The sequence below is a fragment of the Flavisphingomonas formosensis genome (assembly GCF_009755815.1).
Classification (GTDB): Bacteria; Pseudomonadota; Alphaproteobacteria; order Sphingomonadales; family Sphingomonadaceae; genus Flavisphingomonas; species Flavisphingomonas formosensis.
In genome coordinates, this window is the sequence record NZ_WRPK01000010.1 from 121,616 (window position 1) to 136,323 (window position 14,708).

Here is a 14,708-nt window from a genome sequence, read left to right on the forward strand (position 1 = left end):
CAAGAAAAAGGACGCGCCTTTAGCCGCTATACGCGGCGGCCTTGTTATGGTCGCGCATCGCACGCGCCTGATCTTCCAGCCTGTCAGCCTGCGCCGGGTCCTTGCTGCGCACCTGGAGGCTGCGTTGCTCCATCGCCTGAGCGGCATCGTCCCGAGCCTTGCGGTCGGCTTGGGCGGCGATGTCCACCGCATGGCCGTCAGCGCTATGCTCGATCGTGCCCCGCCCCTTGCATCCGGGGAGCACAGCGACGAGGATCAGCGCAAGAACGAGACGTCGCATCATGCGCTCGCTGCCGGATCTTCACCGGTTACCGCGTGCCATCCCTTGCGGATCCCGTATTGCACGGCCCAACCGAGCGCATAGGTGGCGACCACGGGCACGATCGCCTTGATCGCAGCTTCAGCGACCGTGCCGATAATCGCACCCTTGATGCCGCTGTCTCCATCCTGCCGATCGATGGCGGCACCAACGAGCGCTCCGAACAGATTGGACATGCACGTCTCCTTCGCAATGAAAGCGATCGAACGGACGAAGCGTTCCTTGCCGTCGGTCGATCCAGAACGCTCGGCACGCGACGAGCATTTTGGCGACCCGATACTTGCTGTGGCGGCCTATCCACGCAGGCCGTATCATTTGACGAAGATCGGAGCCGTCCGTAGCTCTGACACATATGTCAGCCGCCGCCCGAACGAAGCGGTCAAGATGGTGAGGATATGACGCTGAACCTTTCCGACCCCGTCGACCGAACCTTGCCTGCGGTACTGTCGAGCTGGGCGCGCGCGACGCCCGACGCGATCTTCCTGATGTCGGACGAGGGGCAGGAGAGCTTCGCCGAGACCGATCGGAAAGTGAATCGCATAGCGAACGGCCTCATCGCTTTCGGCGTCGGCCAGGGTGATCGCGTCGCCATCCTAATGGGGAGCCGGCCGGACTATGTCCGGATCGTCCTCGCGGCCAATCGCATCGGTGCGATCTGGGTGCCGATCAATCCCGACTATCGTGGCGACTGGCTGGTCGAGGCGATCGCCGACTCCTTGCCGGCCGCGCTGATCATCGACGGGGTCTATTCAGACCGGCTCGCCCAAGTGGTCGATCGCCTTTCCGTTCCGCGGATAGCCGTGCTCGGCGCGCCTGGCCCCCTGGCCGGACGCGTCACCGACTTTGCCGAGATCGCCGACGCAAGCGATGCGCCGCCTCCTCCCATCGCGCTGTCCTATGGCGACACGGCGGCGATCCTCTGGACCTCGGGCACCACCGGCAAGCCCAAAGGCGTGATGCAGAGTCACAACGCCTGGATCAACTCCGCCGAGAGCGGCAACCGCATGTGGGAAACGCGGGCCGGCGATGTCGCATATAACTGCCTGCCGCTCTATAATTCCGCTGCCTGGGCGGCCACGGTCTTCCGCGCATTGGTCGCCGGGATTCCGGTTGCCATGGATTCCGCCTTTTCAGTGAGCAGCTTCTGGGATCGCATCCGCCATTATGGCGCCACTCAGACGATGAGCCTCGGCGCGATGCACATGTTCCTGTGGAATGCGCCCGAGCGCCCCGACGATCGCGCCAATCCTTTGCGGACCGTGTCGATGGTGCCGCTGCCGGAGCATCTCATCGATCCGATCTGCGCCCGTTTCGGTATCGAGAAGATCTCCCAAGGCTTCGGCCAGAGCGAGGTCATGACTCTGATCGGCCGCGAATGCTTCCCCGGCGCGCGTAACAAACCCAATGCGCTCGGCAAGGTGAGCGAAGATTTCGAGCTTCGTCTGGTCGATGACGACGGCCGCGAGGTTCCGGTCGGCGAAACGGGCGAGTTCGCCGTGAAGGCAAAGAAGCCGCACATCCTTTTCAACGGCTATTTCAACAATCCGGAGGCGACCGCCCAGGCGTGGCGCGACGGCTGGTTCCTGATGGGCGATCTCGGCCGGATGGATGCGGACGGGGATTATTTCTTCGTGGACCGGAAAAAGGACTATATTCGCTACAAGGGCCGTAGCGTCTCCTCCTTCCAGGTGGAAAGCGTGGCCAACCGCTTTCCCGGCATCGCGCAGTGCGCCGCCTATGGCGTGCCCTCGGCCGAACTCGATTCCGAACATGAGATCAAGCTGGACGTAGTGCCCAAGCCCGGCATGACGATCGATCCCGCCACACTCGCCCGCTTCATCAATGACAATGCGCCGCACTTCATCGTACCGCGCTACATCGAAGTGGTCGACGCGCTGCCCTACACCCCGACCAACAAGGTGGAGAAATACAAGCTGCGCGCCAAGGGCGTCACCGCGCAGACCTGGGACCGCCAGGCGGAAGCATTCGAACTGGTGAGGTAAGCGCCGTCAGCGGCCGTAGAAGGCCTGCGCTTCCTCATAGCCCACCTCATAATCCCACATGCGCAGATACGCCTCGGCATTGCCGAGCGCGTCTTCGAGGGGATCATGGGTGTGCGCGGTGATACGCAGCTTCTTCCAACCGAGCGTCTCATGCTCGCGCCGGCGGAGGCCCGACCACATGTCGCCGATCCGCCGCGCCGAATGGCCGAGCGGATTGGAGCCGATCGTGGTCATGAAGCCGAAGTTCATCCACTGGAAATCGAACCCCGGATTGTCGGAGACCATGATCAGCCGATCCGAGTCGAGCTCCTCCAGCCATGCGTTGAAGTGCCGGAAGCACTCGTCCATCGTATGGGTGAAGGCCTCATGCTCTTCGCGGGTCACGCCGACCACGCGATAGGCGGCCGGATCATAGGCATCGACGGTCGGGCGCATGTCCCGCGAGCGATAGCAGCGGGTGAGGCCCGGTTCGATGACCACGGCACCGAAGCTGATGATGTCGCCGCGCAGGGGGCATGGACCGCTGGCTTCGGTATCAACGGAAATTAGGAGCCTGCTCATGATGCCGCCCACCTAGAGCAAGCGGGCGCACACATCAAATGCCGAACATATTTTGTCATGCGCGGCCCCTTCCACCGACAGCCGCTTTAGGGCTGCGCCGTCTCTCCCTCGACGAAGCGCTCGCCAGCGTTCGTTACGAGCTGCGCCGCTTTTCGCGCTTTAGCGAAGACGCGGCGGGGGGCGACCCGATGCGGGTCGACGCGCTCCCCGAACCTCTGCTGGAAAGCCTTTAGCGGCGGCAGCGTCGCCCCGGCGCACCCGCCTCAGCGCCCTACCGCTTTGCGGAACGCCTCGACGAGCGGACGCAGCGTCGCCTCGGCCGTATCCTGTTCCTTCGCAAGCCGCGGCGAAGTGACGAAATCGGTCACACCGGCAGCCACCTGCGCGGCCACGCTCTCCATCGTGCGGCCGAGATCGATCTCGCCATCGTCGCTCTTCACGAGCGGCAGATGACCCACCACCTGCAGCCCCTCGGCATCGCCGCCGGCCGCCGCGAGCATGTCCCTGACGCGCGGGATCGCCTCGCCGAGATTGGCTGCATCCGCGCCCCATGGAATCCAGCGCGCGCCATAACGTGCCAGACGCCGCACGGTCGAGCTGCGAACCGTACCGCTCACCCAGATCGGCACGCCTTCCGGGCGCGTCGGCTTGGGCATCTGGTGAATATTCTTGAAGCTCAGCAGCGGCGAGTCGAAGGAGGCGCGCTGGTTGCGCCACAGCTCGAGACAGACCTCCAGGCTGTGATCGAGAAGCTTGCCGCGCCCTTCGAATTCGAGCCCTGCCGCCTCATATTCCTCCCGCTGCCAGCCGACGCCGACGCCGAGATCGAGCCGTCCGCCCGACAGCACGTCCAAGGTCGAGGTGCTCTTGGCAAGGATCACCGGACGGCGCAAAGCCGCGAGCAGGATGTGGGTGCGCAACCGGATCTGCCGGGTCATGCCGGCAATCACCGACAGGGTGGTCAGCGGCTCCAGCCAATGGCCATCGGGACCGGTCGGCTGCTTGCCACCTGCCATCCCGCCAATCTCGGGTCGGCCATATTCCTCGAGCCGCTCGCCATAGACGACATGGTCCGACACGACGAGCCGATCGACCCCGGCCGCATCAGCGGCGCGCGCCTGCGCGAACATCGGTTCCCAGCTCCCCGGATCCTCGGCCGAGAAGGACATCAAGCCCATGGTGAGCTGCGGCATCGTCTTGGCGGTCAAGGGGCTCTCTCCTCGTTGGTCGGCGGCCCGCCTTGGCATGGCGCCGGCGGTTTCCAAAGGGGGCACGATCTATGCCCGACGGCGATTCATATGCACATTGGCGCGCCTATCATGCCCTCTTATCGATAAAAGCGTACGAAATCCTCCGCCGTCGCTGCATCGAGAGCCCGGCGATATCCGACAAATGCCGCGTCATCCGGCGCGATCAGGCCGAAGCCAGGCGCCGCACTCTCGCCCAGCGGGATCATGACCACCGGGCAGGCCACCGGCATGAGCTGCGTGCCGCTGCCGACCTGCAGCGTGGTGAGCAGGCCGTACAGCTTTCCTTCGATGGTCGGGCGGCCGAGCATCAGCAGGCGATGCTGGCCATGATCGTTGGTTACCAGATAGATGTGACCGGAAAGGTTGGGCATGGAGACATGGCCGGCCTGCTCGAACCGCGCATCGAGCCGCTGCGACTCGGCGAAATCGAGATGGCCCGCCGCATCGTTCCAGCGGATCGTCGTCGCATAGGCGAAGACGTGATCCGGCGTGCCGAAGCTCGGCCGCAAGGTCAGCCACCGGCCCTCGATCCAGCGCACTGCTGCGCGCGCATAGGCGCCCATGCTTTCCGGCGCCGTATCCGCAGGTGGCCGCATCGCCACAGGCTCTGCGCCATCGGGACGAAGCGCAACGCCGAGCGCCTCCTCGATGCGGATCGTGGTGGCCAGCGTGAAAGGACGCGTGCCGGCAAGCGCCTTTTCGAGCGTGGAGAGACTGATCCGTGCCATGTCCGCCAATGCCTGACGGGAGATGCGCCGGCGCGCGACCTCCTCGCGGATGCGGCGGCCGACCTCCCGCGTTTCGCTGTCGATCAGATCGCGGTCGCTCACATCCTGCCCTTCTGCATTGCCCGCACATTTCCGCACATTTGCGCACAAGCCGTCAACCGGCCGGACCGCATGGCCAAAGTCCGTCTTCGTCCGGCCAACATCGGCAAAGTCCGCTCGTGGCTGTCCGGCATCTCTCCTGTCTAACGGAATGGCTCCCGTTGATTGATGGAGCCTCGCGATGTTCCTTCCCTTCCCGCTTCCCACCCGCAGTGCCGCATTCGGCGTCATCCCCGCGGCCGCGCTGCTGGCTGCCGTTCCCGCAGTGACGGTGATGCCAGCACGCGCACCGGCAGCCAGCCCGGCCGCCGCGGACGCGACTGCGGCCGACGATGGTCCGACCAACGGCACGTTGCTGCTGCGCCGCCCCGGTGTCGCGGACGCGCTGCCCGCCATCCGGCTCGGCACCGACATGGACGTCACCGTCACCGGCCCCGTCGCCCGGGTGCGCGTGACGCAGGCGTTCCGCAACACCTCCGGCCAATGGATGGAGGCGCGCTACCTCTATCCGCTGCCGGAGGGCGGCGCGGTGGACGGACTGCGCATGGTCGTCGGCCAGCGCGTGATCGTCGGCCGCATCCACGAGCGGGCGCAAGCGCGACAAATCTACGATCAGGCGAAGGCCGAGGGCCGCAAAGCCGGCCTCGTCGAGCAGCAGCGCCCGAACATGTTCACCACCAACGTCGCCAATGTCGGCCCCGGCGAAACGGTACTGATATCGATCGACTATCAGATGCCGGTACGCGCCGCTCAAGGTACCTATTCGCTGCGCCTGCCGCTGGTCATCGGCCCACGCTACGTGCCGCCGCACAGCCTGACCTCCGCCCCAGCGGCCGCAGATGCCGACACCGTCACCTCTTCCCCGATCCTCGATCCGAAGTTGCGCCAGAACCTCAATCCGGTATCGATCGCGGTGCATCTCGCGCCCGGCTTCGCGCCGGCCAATGTGATCAGCCGCTATCATCATGTCCGCATCGCCGGTCATGGCGATCGGCGCGAGATCCGGCTGGCAAGCGGCGACGTGCCGGCCGACCGCGATTTCGAGCTGAGCTGGCGCTCCGCCTCCGCCGATCCCACCATCGGCCTCTTCAGAGAACGCAGCAACGGCCAGGATTATGTGATGGCCGCGATCACGCCGCCGGTGGACGATGTGAAACGGGCGGTGCCCCCGCGCGAGATGGTGTTCGTGATCGACAATAGCGGCTCGATGGGCGGCTCGTCGATGGAGGAAGCCAAGGCGAGCCTGCTCCACGCGCTGGCCGCGCTGCGGCCGCAGGACCGGTTCAACGTGATCCGCTTCGACGACACGATGACGCGGCTTTTCGATCACAGCGTGGCGGCGACGCCCGATCAGGTCGCTGTCGCGGAACGCTTCGCCAAGGGTCTCCAGGCCGATGGCGGGACGGAGATGCTGCCGGCGCTGAAGGCCGCGCTGGCCGATGCCGCGGTCTCGGGAACGCCCGACATGGTACGCCAAGTGATCTTCCTCACCGATGGCGCGATCTCGAACGAGCAGGAGATGCTCGCCACGCTCGGACAGGATGGCGGGCGCAGCCACGTCTTCTTGATCGGCATCGGCTCGGCGCCCAACGACCATCTGATGGCGCGCATGGCCGAGATCGGACGCGGCACCTACACCCATATCAGCACGCCGGAGGAGGTGTCGGCGCGCATGGCGGCACTGCTCGACACGCTGGAGCGGCCGAGCGTTCGCAACCTCAGCGTGAAGGTGGAGGGAATGGCGATCGACCTCACCCCGCGCATGCTGCCGGATCTCTATGCAGGCGAGCCGCTCGTCCTGCTCGGCCGCACGGGCGCGGTGCAAGGCACGATGACGATCAGCGGACGGATCGGCGATCGCCCCTGGTCGCAGACCGTCAGGCTCGCCGATGCCGTGCCCAGCCCGGCGGTCGCAAAGCTCTGGGCACGGCGGCGCATCGACGATGTCGAAGCGGATCGCTCGCTCGGCAAGCTCGAGGATCAGGCGGCAGATCGCCAGATTGCCGATCTCGGTCTCGAACAGGGGCTCGTCACCAGCCAGACCAGCCTCGTCGCCGTGGACGAGACGCCGGTTCGGCCGACCGGAGCGATGCTGACCCGCGAGGAGCTGCCGATGAACCTGCCGGCGGGCTGGGACTTCGACACGCTGTTCGGCGGCGAAGCCGCAAAGGCCGCGGCTGCCAATGCCGGCACGATGGGCGAACGCGCTGCCCAGCAGGCGACGGCCGCAGAGGCGCTGGACCTGCCGCAAACGGCGACGGGCTTTCTGGGAACACTCGCTGGCGGCGTCGCTCTGCTGTTGTCGGGCTTGGCCGGATTGGTTCTGCTGCGCCGTCACGGGAGTGTCGCGTGATGGCCGCTCCGACCACCAGAACGGGGGGCCGCGCTTTTGGGCGCGGCCTCGTGGATGCCGCGCTGATCGCGCTCTGCGCTCTCGGCATCGTCCTGACGGCTCGCGGCGCGATCATTCCGATAAAGGCCGCGGTGGCGCAGGTCCTGCTCGAACGCGCCTTCGATCGCAGCGTCGCGGCGCGCGAGCCACAAAAGCCGTGGCCCTGGGCGGACATGGCCCCCGTCGCGCGGCTCGCCATTCCGCGACTCGGCGTCGATCGAGTCGTACTCGATACCGGATCGGGTCAGGCGATGGCCTTCGGGCCGACCTTGCTGCCCGGCGGCGCCCGGCTCGGCGCCCCCGGCACGACGGTGATCGCCGCCCACCGCGACACCCATTTCCACTTCCTCCAGCGGCTTCGCCTCGGCGACCGGATCATGGCGGAGGGATTGGACGGTCGCACTCATCGCTACCGCGTAGTCTCCACGGCGATCGTCCGCTGGGATCGTTTCGCCATTCCGGAAGGCGGCGAGATGCTGGCCCTCGCCACCTGCTATCCGTTTGACGCCGTCCGCCACGGGCCGCTGCGCTATGTGGTGTTTGCCGCCACCGACCGGTAATCCGATTTAGCGGCGGAACGCACCCCGTTCCAGATACGCCATCGTCTGCGCCACGACGCGCCGGTCATGAACCATCAACGTATGCGACACCGGCAGCACGATATGATCGTGCATTCCCTGAACCCGCGTCGCAGCAACGGTGACCTTCCCGTCATTTGGCCAGGGAAGCAGGATGCGCGGAAAGATAGGATCGATCGGCCGGTCCGCGGCGATGATCCCACAATCGAAATCTACCGTGCCGAGCAGCGCTTCGTCTTCCGCTCGCCGGCCAGTACGCAGATGAGGCCCGACACGGCCCAATACGAGGCGATCCAGCCGTATGCGATAGAGCAGGTCGGCAAGCTCGCTCCCGCCATTGGGCGGCGCTAGCATGACCACTCGGCCGAACTGTGCAGGCCGCCGCATCGCGAGGAACGCGCGAACGACGAGCCCGCCGAGCGAATGCGTCACGAAATGCAGCGGGCCAGCCTGTTTCGTCTCGAAGTCCGCGATCAACGGGTCGACCCGCGCCACGATCTCCCGCAACGACAGGCCCCGCCAGCCATAGCTCGGAGCAAGCGTCGCGTAGCCGGCATTGCGCGCGCCTCTTGCGAGCGAACGCATCGATCCAGCCGTCCGCCCATGTCCATGGAGCAGGACGACCCCACCGACGGTAACGGAATCCTCGGAAGTTCCAGCCCTATGCACCGGAGGCATATAGGAGAGCCAAGCCCGTTCAAACAGGGGAGCCACTCCATCCCGATTGGGAGGGTCGGCTCTCCATGCATCAGCCGCGCGTCAGGAACTCCAGCGACACCGTCTGGAATTCGGCCCGCCGCTCGATCATCGCCCAGTGGCCGCATTTCGGGAAGACGTGCAGCTCGCAATTGGGGATGAGGCGCATCGGCAGCATCGCACCGTCCAGCGGGTTGACGCGATCGTCGCGCCCCCAAGCGAGCAGAGTCGGCGCCTGGACCTTCGGCAGATAGGCGAAACCCTGGACGGCGTCGGGGCCGCGCTGCATCGCCGCGATGCCAGCCAGCGCCTGGCGGGTGTAGAGCTGCTTGCTGGTCGCCATGGTCATCGGATCGGTGGCCTGCTTGAAGCGCATGTCGATCAGTTCCTCGGTGACGATCGCCGGATCATACACCATCGACTGCAGCCAGGCGGTGATCCGCTCGCGCGTCGGATCCTCGATGAAATCGACCAGGCGCGTCAGCCCCTCGCCTGGGAAGGTCGAGAAGATGTTGACGCCGATGCCGCCGATGCACACCAGCCGGTCGACACGCTCCGGCGCCTTGGCGGCGAGCTGCGCGCCGACGATGCCGCCATAGCTGTTGCCGATGATATGGGCCTTCTCGATGCCCATCGCGTCCATGTAGCGCAGCACCGCGTCGATCGTGGCGGGGATTGGATAGCCTTCCACCGGGTCGCTCTTGCCATAACCCGGCAGGTCCGGGACGAGGCAGCGGAAATGCGGCGCGAACCAATCGAGATTGCCGCCGAAATTCGCCCAGCCGTTCACGCCAGGGCCGGATCCGTGCAGCAGGATGAGCACCGGGCCCGATCCCGCCTCGTGATAATGCATGGTGCCCGTGCCGATGTTGACGGTACGGCTCGTATTCTCGATCGTATATTGGCTCATGCAGGCTCTCCTTCGGAGATCGCCATAGCCTCGCCCAGCCGTCGAGTGCAACGCGATGCGTTTCGAATGCCACTCATAATGTGAGAAACGAACAATCCGGCGCAGCATCGGGCACGATATTCGCTCGGAACGATGCGGTATATTGCGCAATCGCATTACGCGCCATCAGCACCGTCTGCCGCGAACGACCGCAACGACACTAGACATTGCGCGTTAAGGTGCCAAAGGCGATCAGCGTTACAAGTCCATGACATCCGCGCCAGACGCGGCACGCTGGGGATTCGAATTTGGCTTCCTCCTTTCCGGCTCCGGGCGCCGCCACGATTGAAAGAGCTCTCACCGAGGGCCAGCGATTTCCCCTAGGCCTGCTCTGCCGCGGCGACCGGCTCGTCCCGCTGAGGTGGATCGCGGCCGCGCTTGCGATGAGCGCAGTAGCCGTAGGGCTGCTCATGGCCGAGGCCGGCCTCACCCTCAGCGTGCCGACCCTCGATGCCCTTTCCATCACGGCCGCCTTCCTACTGGCCGCCGTCGCGCGTTTCGTGCTGCGCAGCCCGGCGGCGCCATGGCAGCGCGTGCTGCGCGACACGGTCGAATATGTCGGGCTGTTCTGTTCCATTTCGCTGCTCGGCGCCGTGGCCAGCTATGCGGTCGCGGCGACGAGCACCGGTTTTGCCGACCGGTCGCTCGAGACGTTCGACCATATCCTGCGCTTCGATTGGGTGCGCTGGTATGATTTCGAGGTGGCTCATCCTGCGCTCGTGCCGGTCTCGCGCATCGCCTATCAAAGCATCTTCGTGACCCCGGCGATCCTGCTCGGCTATTTCGCCTTCCAGGGCAGGAAGGCGGAGGCGCGCTGGTTCATCGCCTCCTTCTGGCTGGCCGCGGTGATCACGCTACTGCTGTTCACCTGCTTCCCGGCACAGGGTCCGCTCGGTTTCCTGTGGCACGGCCCGATCCCCTATATGCCGACCAGCGCCATGTATCAGGTCGACCTGATCCCGGCACTGCGCGATCATGCGATACGCGCCGTGCCTCTGGTCGGCCTGCACGGGCTGGTCAGCGCACCGAGCTTCCACACGGTGAGCGCGGTGCTCTACATCGCGGCGGCATGGCCGATCGCGCGGCTGCGCTGGCCGATCCTTCTTCTCAACGCCGCCATGCTGCTGGCGACCCCCGTCGAAGGCACCCACTATCTCACCGACATGATCGTCGGCGCGCTCGTGGCGCTGGCCACGCTCGCCACGATGATGCTGCTCGCGCCCCGGTTCGTGCCGGCCTATCGCGCGGGCTGAGCGCCGCTCGGCTGCTGCCGGAGCATAGCGATCACCTGCGGCGCGAGGTTGCGCACGATCAGGTCCACGCCGCGCGCATTGGGATGCATGCCGTCCGCCTGGAGCAACGGCTTCTGCGCCGCCACGCCTGCGAGAAAGAAGGGATAAAGCCGTGCCCCATATTTGCGGGCGAGATCCGGAAAGATCGGCTCGAACCGTGCCGCATAGCCCCGCCCCAGATTCGGCGCCGCACGCATCCCGGCCAACAGCACGGGAATGCGCCGCCGCTTAAGCTCGGCAAGTATCGCATCCAGATTGGCGCGCGTCTGGTCCGGGCTCAACCCACGCAGCATGTCGTTGGCACCCAGTTCGACGATCACCAGATCGGGATTGCCCTTGATCGACCGCAGCACCCAGGCAAGCCGCGCCCGGCCGGCCGCGCTGGTATCGCCGGATACGCCGGCATTCTGCACCCGCACCGCGATTCCCGCCCCCCGTAGCGCTGCCTGGAGCCGGACGGGAAAGGCCTGGGCGGCTGGCAAGCCGTAGCCGGCGGTCAGGCTGTCTCCGAAAGCCAGCACCAGCCGGTCCGCCGCGAAGGCCGGCACTGCACCGAGCAGCGCGAAAATCAGGAGCACACCTTGGATAAGGCGCCGCGCCGCATCATATGCCGTCTTCCTGCCTTTCACCCGGACCGCTCCTCCGCCATGACTGACCCGCATATCGCGATCCATGCCCGCGATGTCACCCTCTCCCTGGGCTCCGGCGAGAAGCGCGTCGCCATATTGAGAGGCATCGATCTCGACGTTGCGACCGGAGAGAGCGTCGCCCTGCTCGGCGCCTCGGGATCGGGCAAATCATCGCTGATGGCAGTGCTGGCCGGACTCGAACGGGCCAGCGGCGGCACGATACATGTCTCGGGCACCGATTTCAGTAGCCTGGACGAGGACGCGCTGGCGATCGCGCGCCGCGGCCGGATCGGCATCGTCCTGCAAGCCTTCCATCTGCTTCCGACCATGACAGCGCTCGAAAATGTCGCGGTGCCACTCGAACTGTCGGGCGCGCCGGATGCCTTTGCACGCGCGGCCGCGGAGCTGGAGGCCGTTGGTCTCGGCCATCGCCTCGATCACTATCCAGTCCAGCTTTCCGGCGGCGAACAGCAGCGCGTCGCGATCGCCCGGGCGATCGGCCCTCGTCCGGCCCTGTTGTTCGCCGACGAGCCCACCGGCAATCTCGACGCCGCGACCGGCGCTGCGGTGCTCGACCTGCTGTTCGCCCGCCGTGCGGAAACCGGCACCACCTTGCTGATGATCACCCACGATCCCGCGCTCGCCGACCGCTGCGATCGCGTGCTGGAAATGCGCGACGGCCGCATCGCCACGGACCGGCGCGCGGCGTGAGGCTCGCGTGGCGACTGGCGCTGCGCGATCTGCGCGGCGGGATCCGCGGACTGCGCCTGCTCGCGGTCTGTCTCTTTCTCGGCGTCGCCACGCTCGCCGGCATCGGCAGCCTCTCTTCGGCGATGCGCGCCGAACTGTCGGCAGAGGGCCGCACCTATCTGGGTGGCGATATCCAGCTCACCCTGTCGCAACGCCGTGCGAGCGACGCCGAGCAGGCCGTGCTCGCGCAGATCGGGCGCGTCTCGCAGAGCGCGCGCATGAATGCCATGCTCGCCAGGCCGGACGGCACGCGCACCGCCCTGGCTTCGCTCAAGGCGGTCGACGCGCGCTATCCGCTGGTCGGCCGCCTCGCGCTCCAGCCGGGCGCGCTACCATCCAGGGCGGACGGAATCCTGCTCGATCCGGCCCTCGCGCAACGGCTCGCCGTCCATCCGGGCGATGCTCTGCAATTGGGCGAAGGCCGCTTCGTTGTGACCGGCCTGATTGCGGACGAGCCCGACCGGCTCGGTGAGGGCTTCCGCTTTGCGCCATCGGCGATCATTCCGCTCGGCGCGCTCGAGCGCACAGGCCTCGTCCAGCCCGGCAGCCTCTACGACTGGCGGTATCGCATCGCTGTGCCAGCCGGTGCGGATGCCGCCGCGATCGCCGATCGGCTGAAGACGCGCCTGCGCAGCGGCGACGCCCAGGTGCGCGACAGCAGCGACGGCGCGCCGGGGGTGCGACGCTCGATCGACCAGATCGGCCAGTTTCTCACCCTGGTCGGCCTCACCGCGCTGGTGATCGCAGGCATCGGCGTGGGCAATGGCGTCGGCGCCTGGCTGGAGGGCAAGCGGAGCGCGATCGCAACGCTCAAATCGCTCGGGGCGGCATCGCCGCTGATCCTGCGCCTCTATCTGATCCAGATCGCTCTCGTGGCCGGCGGGGCGATCGCCGCCGCGCTGCTGGTCGGCGCAGCAGTGCCAGGCCTCGTCTCCCTCATCGCCGGATCCGCCCTGCCCGTGCCCGTGCACGCGGGCATCTATCCCGGCGCGTTGATGCTGGGCGCCCTCTACGGATTGCTCGTGGCGCTGGCCTTCGCCCTGCCGCCGCTCGATCGCGCACGCGGCGTCACCGCAGCCACGCTGTTCCGGGGCGCCGCCGAACGCCCGTCTCGGCCTCAGCCCCGCGTGATCATCGGGTCCGCCATCGCCCTCGGAAGTGCTGTCGCCCTCGCCATCGCAACCGCGCGCCAGCCCGGCTTCGCCGCCGGCGTGCTCGCTGCGGCGGCCGGTACGGTGGTGATACTCGGCCTGATCGCGCGCGCCATTCGCGCCCTCGCCGCTGGCCTGCCCCGCCCTCGCCGTCCGTTGCTGAGGCTGGCGATCGCGAACCTGCACGCTCCCGGCGCCCAGACGGGGCGGCTGGTGCTGGCGCTCGGCCTCGGTCTCACCCTGTTCGTGACCCTCGCCACGATTCAGACCAATCTTTCGGGCGCGCTGCGCAAGACCGTGCCGGAACGCGCGCCGAGCTTCTTCGTGCTGGACATCCCCTCGGACGGGCTCGGCCGTTTCCAAACGATCGTGCGCCGCGCCGTGCCCGGCGCCACGATTAAGACGGTGCCCTCGCTGCGGGGGCCGGTGGTCGCGATCGGCAACCAGCGGGTGGCGGACATGAAGACGATTCCCGAAGGCGCCTGGATCCTGCGCGGCGACCGCGGCCTCACCTTCGCAAGCGACCTGCCCGAAGGAAACAGCATCACCGCGGGCCACTGGTGGCCGAAAGATTATGCCGGTCCGCCGCTCGTCTCGATGGATGCCGAAGCCGGACGCGTCCTTGGGCTCAAGGTGGGCGACAGCATCACCGTCTCGGCGCTCGGCGTCGAAATTCCCGCCACCATCGCTTCCTTCCGGCAGATCGAATGGCGGACGATGGGCTTCAACTTCGTGCTGATCTTCTCGCCGCACAGCTTCGATGGCGCGCCATTCAATTACATGGCCACGATAGAGGCGCCGATCGAACGGGAGGATGCGCTCAACCGCGCCGTCGCACTGGCTTTCCCGTCCAGCAGCCTGATCCGGGTCAAGGATATTGTCGCCACGGTCTCCACCCTTTTCGGCCAGCTGGCGACGGCGGTCGGAGCCGCCGCTTCGGTCGCCATCGCCTCGGGCATCGCGGTGCTGGTCGGCGCGATCCTCGCGGCGCGGCAGGCGCGGACCTATGACGCCGTGTTGCTCAAGCTGCTCGGCGCCACACGCCGGCAGGTGCTGGCCGTCCAAGCGCTCGAATATGCGCTGCTTGCCACGGTGATCGCGGCGGTTGCACTCGCGATCGGCGTGACGGCCGGCTGGTATGTCACGGTGCGGATGTTCGAACTGCCCTGGGCTCCCACCTGGCCGGCCATATTCGGGACGCTGGGCAGCGGCATCGTGCTGATCCTCGTCATCGGCCTGGCCGGCACGCTGCCGGTGCTGGCAGCGCGTCCGGCCCAGGCCCTGCGGGCGCTCTGATCGCGGCCCGCGCGA

General features: G+C 66.8%; 15 protein-coding genes. 7 read left to right on the plus strand and 8 right to left on the minus strand.

Annotation, left to right across the window (positions count from 1 at the left end; genetic code table 11):
• Nucleotides 1-19 precede the first annotated feature (19 nt).
• Both GQY20_RS24195 and GQY20_RS24200 read right to left on the minus strand, forming a co-directional pair.
• Nucleotides 20-280, minus strand: a complete 261-nt coding sequence (locus tag GQY20_RS24195; RefSeq protein WP_198351178.1) for a hypothetical protein — start codon at nt 278-280, stop codon at nt 20-22.
• The gene (locus tag GQY20_RS24200; protein ID WP_157219721.1) at nt 280-495 is read right to left on the minus strand and encodes a hypothetical protein; all 216 of its coding nucleotides are present in this window, start codon (nt 493-495) and stop codon (nt 280-282) included. The genes GQY20_RS24195 and GQY20_RS24200 overlap by 1 nt, the downstream gene beginning before the upstream one ends.
• On the opposite strand from GQY20_RS24200, the gene GQY20_RS32280 reads away from it, so the two are divergent.
• Together GQY20_RS32280 and GQY20_RS24205 are read left to right on the plus strand one after the other, a co-directional pair.
• A complete protein-coding gene (locus tag GQY20_RS32280) occupies nt 494-718 on the plus strand; it encodes a hypothetical protein (RefSeq protein ID WP_198351179.1) in 225 nt (74 codons plus the stop codon). The genes GQY20_RS24200 and GQY20_RS32280 overlap by 2 nt on opposite strands.
• A complete protein-coding gene (locus tag GQY20_RS24205; RefSeq protein ID WP_157219722.1) occupies nt 715-2,322 on the plus strand; it encodes an AMP-binding protein in 1,608 nt (535 codons plus the stop codon). Before GQY20_RS32280 ends, GQY20_RS24205 begins: the two co-directional genes overlap by 4 nt.
• 6 nt (nt 2,323-2,328) lie before the next feature.
• On the opposite strand, the gene GQY20_RS24210 is transcribed toward GQY20_RS24205, so the two are convergent.
• The 3 genes from GQY20_RS24210 to GQY20_RS24220 all read right to left on the minus strand — a co-directional run bounded on the left by GQY20_RS24210 (nt 2,329) and on the right by GQY20_RS24220 (nt 4,963).
• A complete protein-coding gene (locus GQY20_RS24210; RefSeq protein ID WP_157219723.1) occupies nt 2,329-2,883 on the minus strand; it encodes a 3'-5' exonuclease family protein in 555 nt (184 codons plus the stop codon).
• A gap of 263 nt (nt 2,884-3,146) precedes the next feature.
• A complete protein-coding gene (locus GQY20_RS24215; RefSeq protein WP_198351180.1) occupies nt 3,147-4,091 on the minus strand; it encodes a TIGR03619 family F420-dependent LLM class oxidoreductase in 945 nt (314 codons plus the stop codon).
• A 119-nt stretch (nt 4,092-4,210) separates the two neighbouring features.
• Nucleotides 4,211-4,963 carry a helix-turn-helix domain-containing protein gene (locus GQY20_RS24220; RefSeq protein WP_157219725.1) on the minus strand — a complete coding sequence of 251 codons (753 nt, stop codon included), beginning with the start codon at nt 4,961-4,963 and terminating at the stop codon, nt 4,211-4,213.
• Between the two features lie 178 nt (nt 4,964-5,141).
• Here GQY20_RS24220 and GQY20_RS24225 point away from each other — a divergent pair, with 178 nt between their 5' ends.
• Together GQY20_RS24225 and GQY20_RS24230 are read left to right on the plus strand one after the other, a co-directional pair.
• A complete protein-coding gene (locus GQY20_RS24225; RefSeq protein WP_232476228.1) occupies nt 5,142-7,313 on the plus strand; it encodes a marine proteobacterial sortase target protein in 2,172 nt (723 codons plus the stop codon).
• Nucleotides 7,313-7,912: a class GN sortase gene (locus tag GQY20_RS24230; RefSeq protein WP_157219726.1), complete on the plus strand. Its 600-nt coding sequence runs from the start codon at nt 7,313-7,315 to the stop codon at nt 7,910-7,912. Before GQY20_RS24225 ends, GQY20_RS24230 begins: the two co-directional genes overlap by 1 nt.
• A gap of 6 nt (nt 7,913-7,918) precedes the next feature.
• Here the strand turns inward: GQY20_RS24230 and GQY20_RS24235 are convergent, their stop codons facing one another.
• Together GQY20_RS24235 and GQY20_RS24240 are read right to left on the minus strand one after the other, a co-directional pair.
• On the minus strand, nt 7,919-8,608 hold the full coding sequence (locus GQY20_RS24235) for an esterase/lipase family protein (RefSeq protein ID WP_157219892.1): 690 nt from the start codon (nt 8,606-8,608) through the stop codon (nt 7,919-7,921).
• Between the two features lie 70 nt (nt 8,609-8,678).
• A complete protein-coding gene (locus tag GQY20_RS24240) occupies nt 8,679-9,536 on the minus strand; it encodes an alpha/beta fold hydrolase (RefSeq protein WP_157219727.1) in 858 nt (285 codons plus the stop codon).
• 422 nt (nt 9,537-9,958) lie between these two features.
• Between GQY20_RS24240 and GQY20_RS24245 the strand changes: the two genes are divergently transcribed.
• Complete coding sequence (locus GQY20_RS24245; protein ID WP_232476229.1) at nt 9,959-10,828, plus strand: phosphatase PAP2 family protein; 870 nt, start codon at nt 9,959-9,961, stop codon at nt 10,826-10,828.
• Here GQY20_RS24245 and GQY20_RS24250 read toward each other — a convergent pair.
• A complete protein-coding gene (locus GQY20_RS24250) occupies nt 10,813-11,496 on the minus strand; it encodes an arylesterase (protein ID WP_408641137.1) in 684 nt (227 codons plus the stop codon). The two genes, GQY20_RS24245 and GQY20_RS24250, sit on opposite strands and share 16 nt — an antisense overlap.
• 18 nt (nt 11,497-11,514) lie before the next feature.
• Here GQY20_RS24250 and GQY20_RS24255 point away from each other — a divergent pair, with 18 nt between their 5' ends.
• Together GQY20_RS24255 and GQY20_RS24260 are read left to right on the plus strand one after the other, a co-directional pair.
• Nucleotides 11,515-12,207, plus strand: a complete 693-nt coding sequence (locus tag GQY20_RS24255; protein ID WP_157219729.1) for an ABC transporter ATP-binding protein — start codon at nt 11,515-11,517, stop codon at nt 12,205-12,207.
• Nucleotides 12,204-14,693 carry an ABC transporter permease gene (locus tag GQY20_RS24260; RefSeq protein WP_157219730.1) on the plus strand — a complete coding sequence of 830 codons (2,490 nt, stop codon included), beginning with the start codon at nt 12,204-12,206 and terminating at the stop codon, nt 14,691-14,693. The genes GQY20_RS24255 and GQY20_RS24260 overlap by 4 nt, the downstream gene beginning before the upstream one ends.
• Nucleotides 14,694-14,708 lie beyond the last annotated feature (15 nt).